The sequence below is a fragment of the Nitrospira sp. genome (genome assembly GCA_030653545.1).
Lineage (GTDB): Bacteria > Nitrospirota > Nitrospiria > Nitrospirales > Nitrospiraceae > Nitrospira_D.
In genome coordinates this window covers 279,944-296,416 of sequence record JAURZE010000028.1, presented here as the reverse complement: position 1 = coordinate 296,416, position 16,473 = coordinate 279,944, and the positions used below count along the sequence as shown (strand labels likewise).

General features: G+C 54.5%; 9 protein-coding genes. 2 read left to right on the top strand and 7 right to left on the bottom strand.

The window, feature by feature from the left end; translation table 11 throughout:
* Positions 1-120 precede the first annotated feature (120 nt).
* The 3 genes from Q7U39_16305 to Q7U39_16295 are packed head-to-tail and all read right to left on the bottom strand — an operon-like array spanning position 121 to position 7,950.
* Entirely contained in the window at positions 121-684 is a 564-nt protein-coding gene (locus Q7U39_16305) for an ATP-binding protein (protein MDO9119524.1), read from the bottom strand.
* Positions 681-4,574 carry a TaqI-like C-terminal specificity domain-containing protein gene (locus Q7U39_16300; GenBank protein ID MDO9119523.1) on the bottom strand — a complete coding sequence of 1,298 codons (3,894 nt, stop codon included), beginning with the start codon at positions 4,572-4,574 and terminating at the stop codon, positions 681-683. The genes Q7U39_16305 and Q7U39_16300 overlap by 4 nt, the downstream gene beginning before the upstream one ends.
* Before the next feature lie 4 nt (positions 4,575-4,578).
* Positions 4,579-7,950: a helicase-related protein gene (locus Q7U39_16295; GenBank protein ID MDO9119522.1), complete on the bottom strand. Its 3,372-nt coding sequence runs from the start codon at positions 7,948-7,950 to the stop codon at positions 4,579-4,581.
* A 577-nt stretch (positions 7,951-8,527) separates the two neighbouring features.
* Between Q7U39_16295 and Q7U39_16290 the strand changes: the two genes are divergently transcribed.
* Positions 8,528-9,490, top strand: coding sequence for a pyridoxal-phosphate dependent enzyme (locus Q7U39_16290; GenBank protein ID MDO9119521.1), 963 nt, complete (start codon positions 8,528-8,530; stop codon positions 9,488-9,490).
* Positions 9,491-9,516: 26 nt separating this feature from the next.
* Here Q7U39_16290 and Q7U39_16285 read toward each other — a convergent pair whose 3' ends face one another.
* The 4 genes from Q7U39_16285 to Q7U39_16270 form a co-directional block, all read right to left on the bottom strand.
* Entirely contained in the window at positions 9,517-11,709 is a 2,193-nt protein-coding gene (locus tag Q7U39_16285; protein MDO9119520.1) for a DUF3488 and transglutaminase-like domain-containing protein, read from the bottom strand.
* Positions 11,699-12,817: a DUF58 domain-containing protein gene (locus Q7U39_16280; GenBank protein ID MDO9119519.1), complete on the bottom strand. Its 1,119-nt coding sequence runs from the start codon at positions 12,815-12,817 to the stop codon at positions 11,699-11,701. Before Q7U39_16280 ends, Q7U39_16285 begins: the two co-directional genes overlap by 11 nt.
* Positions 12,818-12,856: 39 nt before the next feature.
* Positions 12,857-13,798: a MoxR family ATPase gene (locus Q7U39_16275; GenBank protein MDO9119518.1), complete on the bottom strand. Its 942-nt coding sequence runs from the start codon at positions 13,796-13,798 to the stop codon at positions 12,857-12,859.
* Between the two features lie 135 nt (positions 13,799-13,933).
* Positions 13,934-15,253, bottom strand: coding sequence for a hypothetical protein (locus tag Q7U39_16270; GenBank protein ID MDO9119517.1), 1,320 nt, complete (start codon positions 15,251-15,253; stop codon positions 13,934-13,936).
* Positions 15,254-15,385: 132 nt separating this feature from the next.
* Here Q7U39_16270 and Q7U39_16265 point away from each other — a divergent pair, with 132 nt between their 5' ends.
* Positions 15,386-16,390, top strand: a complete 1,005-nt coding sequence (locus Q7U39_16265) for a ChaN family lipoprotein (GenBank protein MDO9119516.1) — start codon at positions 15,386-15,388, stop codon at positions 16,388-16,390.
* The last annotated feature ends 83 nt before the right edge of the window (positions 16,391-16,473 follow it).

Genomic DNA, 16,473 nt, shown 5'->3' with positions numbered 1-16,473 from the left:
CTGGTCTTCGCCCGCATCCACGCCTCCAACGTCTGTTTCTGTTCTCCCGTCATCGGCAACGAGTCGGTTGGTTTCCACATACCCCAGACGATACCAGAACCAACCAATATTGGAAAGATATTACTGAGACACTACACTAGCATTCGGATTTGGATTACCCGATTTGATTGCGTTCCAGCAGTCTACCGGCACCTTACCTCCAGTCGATACGCAGAAAGGCAGGATTTCCTTCTCGAAGAGTGGCCAGAGGTTAAACTTTTCGGAATTTCGAAAATGAGAGAATCCGAAGAAAAAGCGATAGGTAATGAAGTCGCTGGCGAGGTCACCTTTTAGTATGGCGGGCTGTTGATGGGTCCCGTGGGTCGTATGGCTGATGCGGTAGGTTGTGTCGTTCTTGGTGGCGGTGTCACGCAGCGTCAAAACGATTTCGCCGGGTTTTGGAGTCGCTTCGCCCTGCTCGTGGATATTAAGCAGGTTCTGCTGGTCTGTAGGGTCGAAGTATTTAGCGACTTCCGGTGTGGGCTTGCGGGCGCTCTGGAGAAAGGTATAGAACGCCCAGTAGAGAGAGGATTTCCCGGAGCCATTGGGGCCGTAAACAAGGAGATGTCGGCCTTCGAGGTCGAGGGTAAATTCCCGGAAGGCCTTGAAGTTGCAGATTTCAAGACGGTGAAGGCGGGACTTCATACTCTGCCCTCATTTTTAATGACTGCGAGGAGATCGGGGCTGTCTGCGGTGATGCGGAGGAGCCGGTTGCGGATCTTCGACGACGTGGCGTTGAGGGTGCGGTGAAGGTGTGCGAGGAACTCGCGTTGCTGCGCCTCGCTGGCGGTGGGCTCATAGGCGGCCAGGGGCGCTGCGAGGTCTTCTAGGAAGAGCAAGTCGCGCTCCGCCATATGCTCGCGAAAGTAGCACTCCATCACGCAGGCGTCGATCAGGTCGTCGAGAAATTGGGCAGGGGCTTCTTCGCCGATGCGTTTTGCGAATTGGATCAGCGGAACCACCTTCTCGAAAATCCTAAGCGCAATAGGATGCGGGCTCTTTATAGGAATGCGTTCTAGAAACGCTGTCTTGTATGCGAAGAAGCCTCCCGCCTGAGGTGTGGTTATCGACTTGTAGTAGAATTCCAATGTTGAGGAATTGAGAAGCGCGAGGAGATAGCAGCAAAACTCTTCGGACGTGTCTTTGGGTAAAATGTGATACGTTTTGGTGTTTCCATAAAATTTCTCCGTCCTGGCGAAATGATTTCGATCAGAAATCTCTGGGGTAACAATTCGAACTTTTTCAAAGTTGCACCTCTTCCGCTGATTCCATAATTCGAACCATTTTTTATTGGATTTGTCAAAATATCCCCTTCCCTCCAAGAGCAATCTACGATCAAGGAGATACTTCATCGCTTGGGGGTAGCGTTGCTGAAGTTCGGCTTCAGCTATGACTCTAGACTCTTTATTGTAAGGATAAATAACATACGTCCCGGACCACGTTACAGCATACCTCTTAATATCTCTTCCTTTGAGAAGCGGTTTTAGCAGTTCGGGTTCGAGGCGGTAGCCTTCAGCTTCTTGTTTGGTGACGTAAAACACTTCATCCTTTCCAGATGCAATCCCTTGAAAAATTGCAGATGTGTAAGCCTGAAGTGTTTTATGGCCTTGGGATATCTGCTGGATAAGAGAGTCGGTTTCGCTCGATTGGAAATCCCATGTCGGGAGGGCTAGTTCTGAATATCCGATTCTTGATACCTCTTTGATCGGCGTCGCATCTTCCGCGTAGAGCGACTCGACTGCCGAGTCGAAAGTGGGATTATTAGAAGATCCCACTCGTTTGTATCTGTGATATGGAAAGTTTCCGCCTGGGTCGGCTGGGTGTTTTCTGAACAGGAAAATGCCAGTGTAGTTTATGGGGCCGTCGAACATTTGGATGTCGCTGAAGTCATGAATCAACAGAGGATGCAATGCCTCAAAGATAAACCGTCGAATACCTTGGCCAAAATCCTTCCGTAGAAACGTTGTAGGCATGATATAGCAGATACAGCCATTTGGTCTGGCCAGTTGCCCCGCGCGTTCGACAAACACAACAAATATGTCGTATTTTCCGGAAGCCGACGAGTACAGGGGCTCGTAAAGCCGCTTCGCAACTGGGGATAACTTTTTGAACTCTATGTAGGGCGGATTGCCAATCACCACATCGAAGCCATCTGCCAATGAGCGTCCGAACATCCAGTGCGGGTCGAAAAAGTCGGCGCTGGATTGCGGGTCAAATGGGTCCCAGTCGGCAACGTGCTGGGCTTTCTTTGGGGCCATGAGGCTTTCGGCGAGGAGCTTGCCGAGTTCGTTGCGAAGGTCCTTGATCTTGCGCTGGAGGGCGAGCTTGTGGTCGCGACGCTGGATGGCAAAGTGCTTGTGGTAAAGAGCTTCTATCTCCGTTTCAATCTGGTATACGCGCTGGGGCACGAGAGCCATCTGCCCTATTTCCGGGAGACCGATCAGGGTGTCGGCTGCGACAAACTTGGTCTCAAGGTTCGGCAGCGGACGGACGCCGTGGTTTTCCTTCTTGTTGCGATTGGTACGCTGGTCGCAGACGAGGGAAATGAAGAAGCGTAGTTTGGCGATCTGGATGGCGATGGGCTGGATATCCACGCCGTAGAGACAGTTCTCGATGAGGTAGAGCTTGCGGCCGTAGTCGTCCTCGTTGTCGGCAAAGTCGCGCTCGATGGCGGCGATGGCGGCTTCACGTGAGGAAGAGTCAGGAATCTTTGCCGCAGCGTCAATCTGAAGCTGTTTCCAGCGCCCGTTGTCGGGATCAAGTTTGTGGATGATGTACACAAGTTTGTGCAACATTCCCATCGGGAAAGCGCCGGACCCACAAGCGGGGTCGAGAATCTTACAGGAATGGATGGCGTCAAGCAGCGCGGCGACCTCACGCTCGCGGAATGGGTGCTGACGCTCTGTGTAGGCGAAGAGGATTGCGAGGCCTACTTGAGCTTCCTTTTCGCTCATACCAATCTTGGTGAGTGCGCCATTGAGGTGGGCCTTGAGCGACTCGTCCACCATGTATTCGACGATAGGGCGCGGAGTATAGAAGGAGCCGGTTTGCTTGCGCGCGGTAGTCTTGGTTTCCTCGTTGTACGAGGCGAGGAGGTTTTCGAAAACCTTGCCGAGCAACTCGGGGTCGAGGGCGATTTCCTGGTCGATGGGCGTGTTCTCGACAATGGTGAACTTGTACGAGTGCAGGATGCGGAGGAGACCTCGGACTCTTTCGTTCCTTCGTTTTGCCTCTCCGTAAGCGTCGGAGAGATCAACTGTCTGTTCTTCGGCAAAGAAAAGGCGGTTTGGGACAATGGCGCGCTTCTTCTTGTTCCGTGAGAAGCCATCGACGTAGAGCTTCCTGTCCGTACCTTCTTCTGGGCGGTCGAGACACTCGAAGAGGCCACCGTTAAGGAAGGGCACATCCGCAAAGTGGTCGAGGGCGGTGCTGGGATCGCGGAAATGTTCCTCGTAGCGATACAGAGTATCCACACCGTAAGTCGTGCGGTTTTTTAGAAAACCCTCGTCTCGGGCGAAGGTGCGGTAGGGTTGTCCATTCTTATCCTTGCCCATACGTTGATTGAGTGTGGCGAAAAAAAGGTTCTGTAAGATAGCCTGGTGGTATGTGTTGGCATCGCTAGCGAGGTCTTTCAAGATGGGCTTCAACTCAGCCTCGACAAAAAGCTTCTCGGCGATTAGGCCCTTTTCCTTCAGGAACCAGCAAAAGATGAGCCTAGTGAGCAGACGGATGAGCGAAGTGGCCCGGCGTTTCTCGTCGTCTTTTTCGGTATCAGCAGGGAAATCGACCTGTGGGAGGGCCCAAAAGTACCAATTGGCCAATTCTCGGTAAAAGCGCTTGTTCAGCAACTCGATGTTGAAGATCTCCTCCCAAGCCGCATAGAGGTTATCGAAGCAATCTATCGGCAGCCGCTGAGGATGGACGAGATTGGGAAGGGCGAACGAGGCGAGGATATCGACATGGCCACGATGAGGCTGAGTGAGCCTGATGTCGCGGATGATGGTGACCTTGCCGAGAACATCTTTCGCAGTGTCGCGTTTATGTTGGCGGCGATTTATGACCGTGACGGAGAGGACGGGCTCCTTGTCCTTGAGGTGCTTGATGAGCACCATGACAGGCATAGGGAAAACTCGGTTGATCTCGCGGGCAATGCCGGTAAGCTTACCGCGAGTATAGTCTCCTCCCTTGAGCTCAATGGCAAAGAACACATAGGAGCGGAGAAGCCCAGGATTTACAGCCGTGTCCTTGAACAAGCTGGCGTGGCGGGACAATTCCTCGTCCGTAAGCTGGAACAGAAGATCGGCGGATATCCAATCAGAAAAAATGGTTTTAAATTCGCTGAAGCCACCAGCGCCCGCGTGAGAACGCACCAACTCGAGGAATTTCTGTGGACTGGAGTCCCCGAGATCGAGCGTGCGGTCGGAACGATAGCCTAGCGTGGCCAAGAAATTGGTGGCGACTTCGCGGAGCGGTTGATGGGTGAAAGCACTAAGGACTGCGACAATCTTTTCGCGGCGTTCGGTCTCAGTGGGCATGGTGCTATCGGGGCTCCATGATAACTAGCCATGTGACAAGGTCGAAATCACCACCCTTGGACTTTGGCACTTCCGCAGTCGTAGGCAACAGAGCACCGCGACTGGACAGTAACGAGGCCGCAGCACGCCGATGGAAGGTGTGCTCAATTGAAGCGAGCACTTTCCGAAGGAGGCTATCGTAGAGGCTCATATCCTCGCCATCCTTCGTTCGTTGGTCGAACAGGTCGCAGAGCTTCTCGAAAGCAGTAGCCTCTCCTGCAGCAAGATCGCGCAGGAGGAGCATAGATTCCTTGGGCTGAGCGAAGCTGAAACGGACAGTGCCGTCATCGTGAGCATACACAAGATAATACGGTGCGAGCGGATTGAGTTTGCTAGAGTCTGTGGGCTTACCTGACGAGTCGAGTGACTTCTGCGCCGTGGAGCGGTGTCGCAGGAGAAAGAGGGCACCAGGTCGTGCAGATACAAACAAGTCGGACTTTTGTGGCACGACTGCATAGAGCCCTTCGCTCGCCTCCTCAAGCTCGGCACGGTTTGCCTCCAGATATCGCAGTAGATCCAGGCGGAACTCATCCAGCGAGAAATCGGTGAGTGACACGGACTCATCCAAGTCTTCAAGATCGAGAATCTCGTCCTTAAACCTCTTCAGCTGGCGATCTCGAAACAGCAGATCCTCCTTAATGAGGTCTTCAAGCTGTCCCGGATCAAGAAGGTTGTCGGTTTGGGTGGCAGCTAGATCGACAAGCGCCATGCGAGCTTCCACCCGAAGCTTGACCCCGAGATAGTGATCGAGGTCGGCAACAGGCCAGAAATTGACAAGTTGCACCGAGTCATTGCGCGAGCCAATACGGTCGATACGTCCGAATCGCTGGATGATACGAACGGGATTCCAGTGAATATCGTAGTTGATGAGCAGGTCGCAGTCCTGGAGATTCTGCCCCTCGCTGATGCAATCCGTCGCAATAAGCAGATCGATCTCCTCTTGCTGGTTCGGGAAGCGAGCAGCCTGATCAGCCCGGCGTTTGGCCATTGGGGAAAAATTTGTGAGGATCTCATCGTAATCGGTGCGGCCTAATGAGGCAGCGTTTCCTCCGTCGCCGCAAACAAGGGCAGTATGAATCTTGAGCTCCTTGCGTGCCCACGGGTCGAGATGTTCATGGAGATAGCGGGCTGTGTCAGCAAACGCTGTGAAGACGAGTACTTTCCGGTTGGCTTTGCCATCACGGTTGATAGTCGGGCGGCGAACCTTCTCTTCTATGAAGTTTTTCAGTTCAGCAAGCTTTCCATCACGTCTGGCATTGACAGACTGAGTTTTCTCTAACAGGTACTGAAGCTGGGTACGGTCTGTCCGGACCGCTTTAAGCCATTCCGGCAACTTGAGATGGGCAAGATGAATGCGGCGGCGACCGCCGATCGTGAAGTCCTCTTCGTCAAAATCAGGGTCTTCGAACTGATCAGGTGTCAGTGATTCATAGTCCAGGTCAGGATTGTCATCGAGATGTTTCTCAAATGCGATGATGCGTTCTTCAAGCCGATCAATCTTCTCGATGGTGCGCTGGAGCGTCAGGCGGAAGGAGTCCACAGAGCTTTCGAGGCGTTTGAGAAAGTTAACCTTCATCATGGCGATGAGGATGCGCTCGCGGCCCTCCTGGGTGAATCCTCCGAGTATCTTGTTGTCGTAGGCTGCGCGGACTGTCGGCTGCAGGTCATACCGGAGAAAGCTAGTGGGATGGTACAAGGCTAGCCTGAGACCGCTGATTTCCGTATCAAGCTGTTCAAAGGAAAGGAATCGTCGTTCCAAGTCGATTGGAGCATGAATGGCTTTTGGCGCTGGACGTTTTGGGAACCCTCCCAACGCTTTCATTTCGCCTGCGTAATAGGTGGCGACTTGACTCCGTGACCGGGCGATACTGAGGCCGTCAAGTAGCTTGAAGAAATCTCCGCCGATCGCCGCAATGAGATCGCGAGTCTTGCGTTGACCTGGCTGTTTTTTGGCCCAGTTAGTGAAATGCGTTTGCGCTTGTCGAGAAGTCTCCTTTACTGACGAGATGTTGAGCTTCTCGGCAAATGCTGCGTCTGCTGAATCATTGCGGGCCACATCCCCTCCCGCGATGAAGGAAATCTGGTTACGAAGGTCGGCCAACTGGTTATTCACCGGCGTGGCCGAGAGCAGCAGCACCTTCGTCTTCACACCAGCGGAGACAATGTCTTCCATAAGCCACTGGTACCGGCTCTTGCGTTCTTCCGTGTCTGCTGAGCGCTGAGTTGCGAGTTTATTGTTCCGGAAGTTGTGGGACTCGTCGATCACGACGAGGTCGTAAGCACCCCAATTGAGGGAGTCCAAAAGGAGGCCATTGACGCTACCTGATTTTCGCGAGAGGTCAGTATGATGAAGAACGTCATAACGAAACTTATCTTCGGAGAACGGATTCAGAGAACTTGGATTGCGGTAAATGGTCCAGTTGCGACTTAATTTCTTTGGACAAAGGACTAGAACCCGCTCATTTCGCAATTCGAAATACTTGATGACAGCCAGGGCGGTGTAGGTTTTTCCTAAGCCCACGCTGTCCGCGAGAATGCAGCCGTTGTAATTGAGAATCTTGTTGATGGCGGCTTTGGCGCCGTCCTTCTGGAAAGAAAAGAGCGTTCGCCAAATATCGGTGTCGGGAAGCGCAACCCGGCGGAGGTTGTCGTCTAGGTCGCGAGTGCCATCAAGATAATCACGGAAGAGGTGGAACAGCGTGAGGTAGTAGATGAACCTCGGCGACTGGTTTGCGTAGAGCTTCCGCAGATACAGCAATACATCCTGCTTCACATCCTTAACTAAATTTGCGTCGTTCCAGACCTCTGAGAACCATTCCTTGAGTTCCCTCCGGTCGCGGTTGCTGTCCACGACAAGATTCAGCTCGATGTTATTGTCGCCATTCCCCAAACCAAGACCGCGGACGGTGAAATTGGAACTGCCAAGAATCGCATCCTCCACTCCTCCTGTGGAGACGTGATACATCTTTCCATGCAACAGGTTCGACTGCTTGATGGTCTTAATGTCCACTTTGTGCTCAATCCAATCCGCACATTCCTTTGCCGCGCGTTTTTGCTGGAGCTTGTTTCCGAGTTCCAAGCCATCTGCATCGATGATGAAGGCTTTCTTCTCTGTCTTGCTAGGGTCAAGTCGGTTGACAAAGGTTGGCTCACCGAAAAGAAAATCAAGATGCTCTATATGATCGAGGATACCCTTCAGCGCGTCGTAGGCGTAAATTGTGAAATAGGCTGAAACGACGGACAACCTGGAATCGCGCTGGATCTTCGTCCGCAGGAAATCGGCAACAGTCCCTCGATTATGGTTGTCCCGGATTCCGGTATCAGGTTTTGTTGTCATGAAGTTGTATCGAACTTTTAATTTTGTATCCGCTGGACTATCGCAAGATAGCTGCATCGACAGGAGGCCAATATTTGGCCGGAAGAATACCTCTTTCCCCACCAGAAATCACCCCAACCATGGGAGGGGCTATGAGTGCCCTTCGGTTGCTTGCCTAAGAGTGGCTCCGAGCGGCATACTCTTCGCTACCGGTCCCCTCATTCACCTAGAGCGGGTCATGGCGTTGAGTTCCGGAGTAAGGGAAAGCGGACAGGAACTTCCGTTACGTCTCTGTGAATGTATGAGTTCTCCCTCAGGCTGGGTGCAAACTGATTGGGCACACGGGAGGTAGTAAAACCCCTACTGTCTATATAGACGGTCCCTTTCGTAAGTGCTGGAAAAACCTACGAGTTGATGCAAGGACGAGAACGATTAAGTCATTGAAACTATTACATTTAAGGTGCCTTGCCAAGGCGAGGGTCGAGGGTTCAAATCCCTTTTCCCGCTCCATATAGTTCTGGATAGTTCTGGAAATTCTTCCACCCTTCCTATTGAGTTCGACTCTTTCGCCCATGTGCGCATTCTGCTGGTAAGACCTATGGGTGTTGAGGTCTCTTTCGAAGATATCCTGCGAGCAAGGGAAACGCTCCACAACGTTTCTCTCGTCACACCGGTCAAGACAAATGTAGAACTTGATGCCTTGGCGTCCGCTACCGTCTTTCTGAAATGCGAGATGGCTCAACGGACAGGATCTTTCAAGTTTCGCGGAGCCTACTACGCAACGTCGGAAGTAGCAGCAACAGGCCTTGACCGGACGGTGGCTACTATTTCCTCGGGAAATCACGGGCAAGGCCTTGCCCTAGCCGCCTCGCTACTTAACCTTTCCGCATACGTAATTGTCCCGAAACCGTATGTACCGAGAAAGCATCAGGCCATCGCTCAACATGGCGCTCACGTGATCGTGGTCGAAGATCGTGCAGCCGCAGAGCAGACTCTTCATGAGACGCTTTTGCAGCGGAGGGCCCGGCAAATCCATGCATTCAATGATCCTCAGGTCATTGCAGGCCAAGGAACCGTCATGCTGGAGCTACTTCAACAGGTCAGCGATCTTGATGTCGTACTGGGACCAGTAGGAGGAGGAGGAGGGCTCCTATCGGGTCTTTGCATAGCGGCCCACCATCTCAATCCACACTTGTTGCTGTATGCCTGCGAGCCGCTCGGAGCGGCAGATGTCATTGAATCGCTTCGTCAAAACGAGGTTGTGCCAATGACCACCCCCCGCACGGTGGCGGACGGTCTTCGGACGAGTCTTGGCAGTCGAACGCTCCCCATCTTGCACCGACATCTTACGGATGTGTTTCTGGTATCCGAAAATGAGATTCTGGATGCAATGAGGTTCTCACAGGAAACTCTCAAGCTAGACATAGAGCCATCAAGCGCTGTAGCTTTAGCTCCCCTGCTTCGGCGGGAACCGGCACTCGTCGGCCGGCGCGTTGGAGTGATCCTGACTGGGGGGAATGTGGACCTGGATTCATTCTGGCCATCCGTCACCCGTGCATGAAATCGTGCGCAGGATGGATCAGAGTACTATTTTGATGGAGGGTCGAGAAGCGCCAGCTGCCTCAAGCTGTGATAGGCCAAATCGATTTCTTGCTGGGTTAGAATCGCCTTCCCGAATCGACCTCGGCAATACAACTCCGTAATCATCGACACAGATTCAGCCGCGGCTGCCCATTGATTCCCCACGACTAGCGAGAATTCTCTTGGAGTCGTATGCTCCGCCTTTACGATACCGTAGCGGGCAATCTGCTTCAGGACATTACGATAGATCTGCGAAATGACGGCATGATGGCCATGGCTCGTATTGGAGGACCTCCACCGGCTCCAAGGTTTTCGCTGCACCAGCCATATCGCCAACCCCAGCCCGAGTACGACAAAACTCAGAAATCCTACCATGAGACGCACATTTCCTTCGGCGACGCGACTGAGAAGCTGCCCTGCAAGGTCTCCGACCGGCGCCAAAAAAGAAGACACCGAGCTCCAGGCTCGATCGCGGACGACTGTCGTCCCTTCCTTGAGACCCCGCACCACAGCCAACTGGTCGGCCGCGTTGTACTGCACAAAGAAGCGGTTCCAACGCAGGCGGAGCGTATCGATCACCCGGCTCGCGGCAAACCACTGTGAATCTCCGACAGGCTCGCTGACGGCCGGAGTGGGATCCATTGTGACCCAGCCGGAATTTGGTAGATGGACCTCTACCCACGCATGGGCGTCCCGCTGCCGTACCAGATAGTAGTTGCCGTACTCGTTCCACTCAGTCGCAAGAAATCCCGTGACCAGCCGTGCAGGGACTCCCACGTTACGCAACAGCACGACCATGGCCGTCGCATAATGTTCGCAGTATCCGGTTTTCCGTTCAAACAGAAATTCTTCGAGCGGACGCGTTTGCTTACCGGGAGAAATGTCGAGGCTGTATCGATAATTTCTGGAGAGATACGCCTCAATCGCCTGAGCCTTCTCATACGCGCTGGTTTTTGATCCCGTGATCTCTCGAGCCAATGCCTCAACACGTTCGGACGATTCAGGAAGTTGCAAAAAATGTTGCGAGAACACCTCCGTGTACAAGGCGGGCTGAAATTGAAGATCGGCGGGCACAACCGTTGCGGGCCGAGAATGCACGGTATACTCGATACGCGACGAGGTCGGAAACGGGAGATAGATGGCGCCGGTCGGATCGGACTGTATCGCGAGAAATTGTCCGCTGACGGATTCAGGATAGGGGGCAGCAAAAAGCACGGCCGTATCGAGCGCTTCGAGCAGAATAGTTTGGCGAATGAGCTGACCGAGCGGACGGGGCGAACGCGAAGAGACCTGCCGAACCGTAAATGTTCCGGCCGGTGATTCAGCCAACGCCCGGCGATGCGACAGGCGAGTGGTCCACGACTTGCCATCGTATCGGTCATACGCCATCCCCCGCAAATAGAAGCGGTCGGACTGCAGCCCCGTTCGGTCCGGAAGCTCTACCCGCATCACAATTCCTGGATCCCGCTTAATGGGACCGATCATGCCAAGGTCGACGGTTTCAGAGAACCCCGAGGTACGGAGGCCTTCCCCAGACCCTTTTTGACCAAACCCGGCACTCACACGGGGAATCGTAAAGAAGATCAGCACAGTAAGACACAAAGCACCGACGGCGAGGCCGTTTGCCAGCCAGAATAACTCAGAGGTGATCTGCTGCCGTCCTCTGGGAGTGATCGCCACCCCCTCTGACAGACTCGGCATATTATGCCCCGGATCGGCTTCCTTAGTGAGCTGGTAGAGCAACAGCGTCCAGACACCCATCAGGAGGTACGCAAGAAAGACCGGCAGGTACCAGAGGTCTGTCGTCGAGGCGGCGGACCCCAGAATCGCCATGAGACTGATGGCATAAAGATGAAGGTAATCTCGCCGCTGATCCAAATTGAAGAGCTTGACGACCATCAGAATCATGAGAAAGTGCACGCCGGCAGCAAGAAGGTCGGCGGAAATCCATGCCAAATCCACCCAAAACCCGGCGAAGGCCATCACAGTCAGAACATTCCACGCGGTAGTCGACAGTCGTATTCGGGCAAGTACGTGGCGAAGGCGATCCACATCAAGGGCGCGAAGGAGGGTGACGATCAGAGACACACCGGTGAGAAGCAGCAACCATTCGGGCAAATTCGTCCCAAGCGCCAGGCCGATAAACGCGGCGGCGGCAAGCAACACGGAAGACAAGCGCAATGCCTGATTAAACGGCATGCTGCCTACCTTGGATCACCGACTCCGACACAATGCCATCAGCTCTCACCCCGTGGAAAACTTTCCTGGCCTCTCCCCACGGCACAAGCACAATGGTGGCTCCCCCTTCAGGATCATACGCACCCTTATCAGAGGGCGCTTGACTCTCACGTCCATCAGGGCTCGATCGTTCACAAAGCGCCAGTGATTCCATGAGCCGTAAAAGATGGGCTTCACCTTGGCCGAACGGAGAGGACACCCCTCCGACAACCAGACGGACCTGATAGCCCCTGGCTCCGAAATCCTGCGCCATCGACGCAGTGAGCGACACGGCGTCCTCAAACAGGCGTTCATGGCTGAGCGGAGCCAGTAGAGAGAGCATGAGCGTGACACGCCGCTGATCCTCTGCCTCCGTTTCTCGAACCATGAGTTTCGAGGTACGGGCCGTGGAGAGCCAATGAATCGAGCGCGAATCATCACCCGCATGATATTGGCGAAGATTATAGAGATCGCTTCCGTGCCCTTTTCGCGGCAGACTCAAATCCTGACCAAACAACGCTATTTCCTGCAGGAAGGCACTCTCGACCGGACGAACGGCTGGGGCCACCACAACCGATCCATCAAGCGGGTAGTACGCCTTTTTGAGGAAGAGCCCGAACGGAAACGACGTCCCGGCACGAACTCCGTCGAAGCGTAACCGCCCTCGCCTGGTTGCAATCAGAGGGTAGGACAAAATCTGACTGGCTCCGGGCATCAATTGCCATAGGGTGAGGCCGCGATCGATCTCTTGCTCACCCGTGACATCCCAGAGATGCAGGGAAAAACTCGGCAGACGAGTTTTACGGTTGGCCACCACCACCGTCGCCGTCATCGGTTCTCCGGCATACACAAGCTCGGGAAGGTGCCGGTGAAATTCCAATCGACGAAGACAGGACTCCGCCATGATGCCGGACATCAGGATGATGCTCAGCATCATGGCGAGGAGCAGGTAGAAGAGATTATTGCCGGTGTTAATCGCGGCGACCGCGACCGCGAGGGTGAAGAAGAGAAACCGCGTGCCCTCTGTTGTCACTCGCGTCGAACGCCGCCGCATGAGATGCTTGAAGAGACGACGAACGATGGAGAGCATATCGCCAGTATTCCGGGTAAGCGGGACTGTACACCGTCGTTAGACTGGAACGGGGACGGACTCGACCAGATCCTGAATAATCTGCTCCGACTGTTCAAAGCTGCGATGGCGCAGGCCCTGCGAGCGACTCACCATAATGCGATGAGACAGAACCGCAGGGGCCAGCTCTTTGATGTCGTCCGGCAGGCAATAGGCTCGGCCCCGCACAAAGGCCAGCGCCTTGGCCGCCCGACAGAGCGCCAACGCTCCGCGCGTGCTGACTCCCAGCGACAGCAAATCCGACTGTCGAGTCGCCAACACGATCGCCAGAAGATAGTCCATGAGACTATCTTCCATCAGTACATCATCAACCTGTTGCTGTAGCGCGAGGACATCCTGGCCCGTGGCAACTGGCTGTAGCGCCTCGGCCGGGTGAAGCGATTGTGGCCGCTCCAGCACCTTGCGCTCTTCCTCGGCGGACGGATAGCCGATCTGCACCCGCATTAAGAAGCGGTCGAGCTGGGATTCCGGCAAGGGAAATGTGCCGTGATACTCAGCGGGGTTCTGAGTGGCAATGACCATGAATGGTTGGTGAAGGGGACAAGTCTGGTTGTCGACCGAGATCTGCGCTTCACTCATGGCCTCCAACAAACTACTTTGCGTCTTGGGCGTCGTTCGATTGATCTCGTCGGCCAGCACGATATTCGCGAAGATCGGTCCCGGCACAAATTCAAATCCCTGCTTTTGCCGATTGAAGATGGAGACACCCACAATGTCGGACGGAAGCAGATCGCTGGTAAATTGGATGCGCTTGAAGGAACAGTCCAACGAGCGAGCCAGACTATGGGCCAATGTCGTTTTCCCGACGCCTGGCACATCTTCGAGCAGCAGGTGTCCACGAGCCAGAAGCGCCACGACGGTCAGCTCGATGACTCTGGATTTGCCCTTAATCACGCGCGCGATATTCTCCTGAATAGAGGAAACGAGTTGTGTAGATTTCATGAGATTGAATCGCCGTTCCTATTGAGATGGAGGTTCTGGCAAGACACGAAGAAAGTCTAACAAAGGGTCTACAGGTGGTCAATTTTTCGTCAGTATCTTGCGGAAGGGCTGCAGCAAACGCCCACGGGAGAGTGGCTATGGCCGGAGATCGTCTGGAACGAGCGTGAGAAACCAGGGCGGACTTTCTTCGCGCATATGCATGAATTGACGAGCGGTACTGCTAGCGGGGACACCGGGAAACACGGCCCCTCGCCGGATCCACACATCCCGAAATCCGAAAGGGGGCTGCTCGGCGTCAGGCCCATCATTTCCAGGAATACGTGCACGCAGGACGCCGAGTTGGGCAAGCGAGACGGTGTCCCCCACCTTCAGTTTCATCAGACGTCGGTAGATGTCACCAAATACGACGGGGAGGCTCTCCTGACTAAACGGCTGATTCTGGGGACGGTAGCGGGACTCTTCGAGTAATTGCGCCAGCATCTCCCAGAATACCTGGGAGTCCACCGCACCCAATACCCCAACCAGCCCGCGGCGGGCGATGAGGTTCAGAAGGGCCACTGGCCCGCGAATGTCAAATTTCCATGCAGGGAAGATTAGGGCTCGTTCCCCGTGCTGTACTTCGAGGGCCGATTCGCCCTCATAGCGCACATGCCGAAATGCACCCTTGCTCCGACGAAGATCTTCCTGGATGACCGCCTCAGAGAGTCGCGTCGGCTCATAGGCAAACGTGGGTGTCGCGGGAGCCCAGCAGGTGACCAGGGTATACCGTGGCGCCAAATGACCGGCCTCATCCAATTTGTGAAGGTCGAACATGTCCTGATTGCCGTAAAAACGAAAGGTCAGGCCCGGTCTCGCTTGTAGTTGGGCAATCCGGTCTCGTCCCGGATGCAGTGGCCCGCCCAGTTTCGAGCGAGGATCCAGACGATCCACCGCATGCAGGACCAGCTCCTGTTGATGAGTGTGAAGCGTTGGAAGGTAGCGATCGACAAGCTCACCAGCAAATGAAAGATCGCCGGCACCCAGATCAAGCACGGTGGCGACAGGCGTCGTGAGCAGGAGATCGAACGGATTGGTCATCGATTGAAGCCCGCGCGCCACTGCTTCACTGGGAAGATCTGCGGTGGGCCATTTCGAAGCTCGGCCCTGAACGAGACCAAAATAGAGGCACAGTGAGCGGAACGCTTTCGACGGCGGGTATCCGGTTAGACCCTTGAGTGCTGCGCCATCAAGATCCTGAACACGGCGGGCCTGGCCCCGGCCCAACACATGAGCCAGCGCGGCTTTCACCTGATGGGGCATTGAAGCCGTCTGAGACCGCTGCGCCAATTGTCCAATAATCGACGGAAATACTGCAGGCTCCAGAAGACGCCTGGAATCCTCCCACTTCTGCCCAGATTCACAAACAGCACGATTCACGGCTTGACGGAATCCTGCAATGACGTCGCTCTCAGACATATTCAATACCGTGGATGCATCGCATGATAAACCTCTCACGTTCACTCTGGACAAGGGAGGATAGTAGTCCGGTTCTTCTCCCGTCAAGATAACAGGCTTGTCGCAGCAGACTTGCTGTGTTAGGAGATGCCTATGATTCCATTCGTTGCCCACCGGTTTACAACCTCTCACATCCTCCCTCTTTTACTCCTGGTCATCGGCTACTTTCTTTTCACGGCCTGTGCGAGCAGCACATCTACAATTCCTTCAAATTCTCCTGTTACATCCTGGCAAGCGGGCCGCGTGATCGACGTAAAAACGGGGCGATCCATCGATCTCCCAACATTCCTTATGACGCTCACACGTTTTGACATCGTCTACCTTGGGGAAGAGCACTACAACCAACACCACATAGATGCCGCTTTGTCCGTGCTGCAAACGGTGCTGGCGAACGGCAGGCGTCCGATGCTCACGATGGAGATGTTCGGATGGGACGGGCAACCTGGGCTGAATGAATACCTCACCACACCCGGTCTGGACCGGCAGGCATTTCTTGATCGAAGCCGCTGGAAGCAAAACTGGGGTGGCGCCTTTGATAACTACGAGCCATTGATCAATTTTTCCCGCGAGCACCGGATCAGGCTCCGAGCCATGAATCCTCCCAAGCCACTGATCCGACAGGTCGTAAAAATCGGCCTTGATAAAGCTCGAACGGGACAGGACTGGGTTGAATGGGGAATGGATCGTGAAGACATTGTCGATGACCAGGCCTACCGCCTCAGGATTTTGGATCAGCTGAAACGCTGCCACGGAGGGGGGAGCGACGAGGACTATGTAAGAATGTACGAAGCTTCTATGGTGCGCGACGAAGGCATGGCCAAAACGGTGGCGGCGGCACTTCTCACCGCTCGCCAAAGTCCTCAGGACCACACAGTGATTCTCAGTTACACAGGTGGCGGACACATTCAATATAATCTGCCCATCCCGAAACGTGTCGCACGTCGCATGGACGGGCCGATCGCCCAAGTAACGGTGTACATGGCCTCCTTCGATCACACACGCATTGAAGACATCCAGGATCTCGTCCACGACGGCATCGCAGATTATGTATGGCTCACCCCCATCAGCCAGCAGGGCCCGCCACAGCGCTGCCGGTAGCATCCGGATTCCGACTAGAACTCTCGGCCTGCGAGCAAAACCGCGCACCGCTTGACAGTGCCGAACCAGCGAGGCAGACTGCT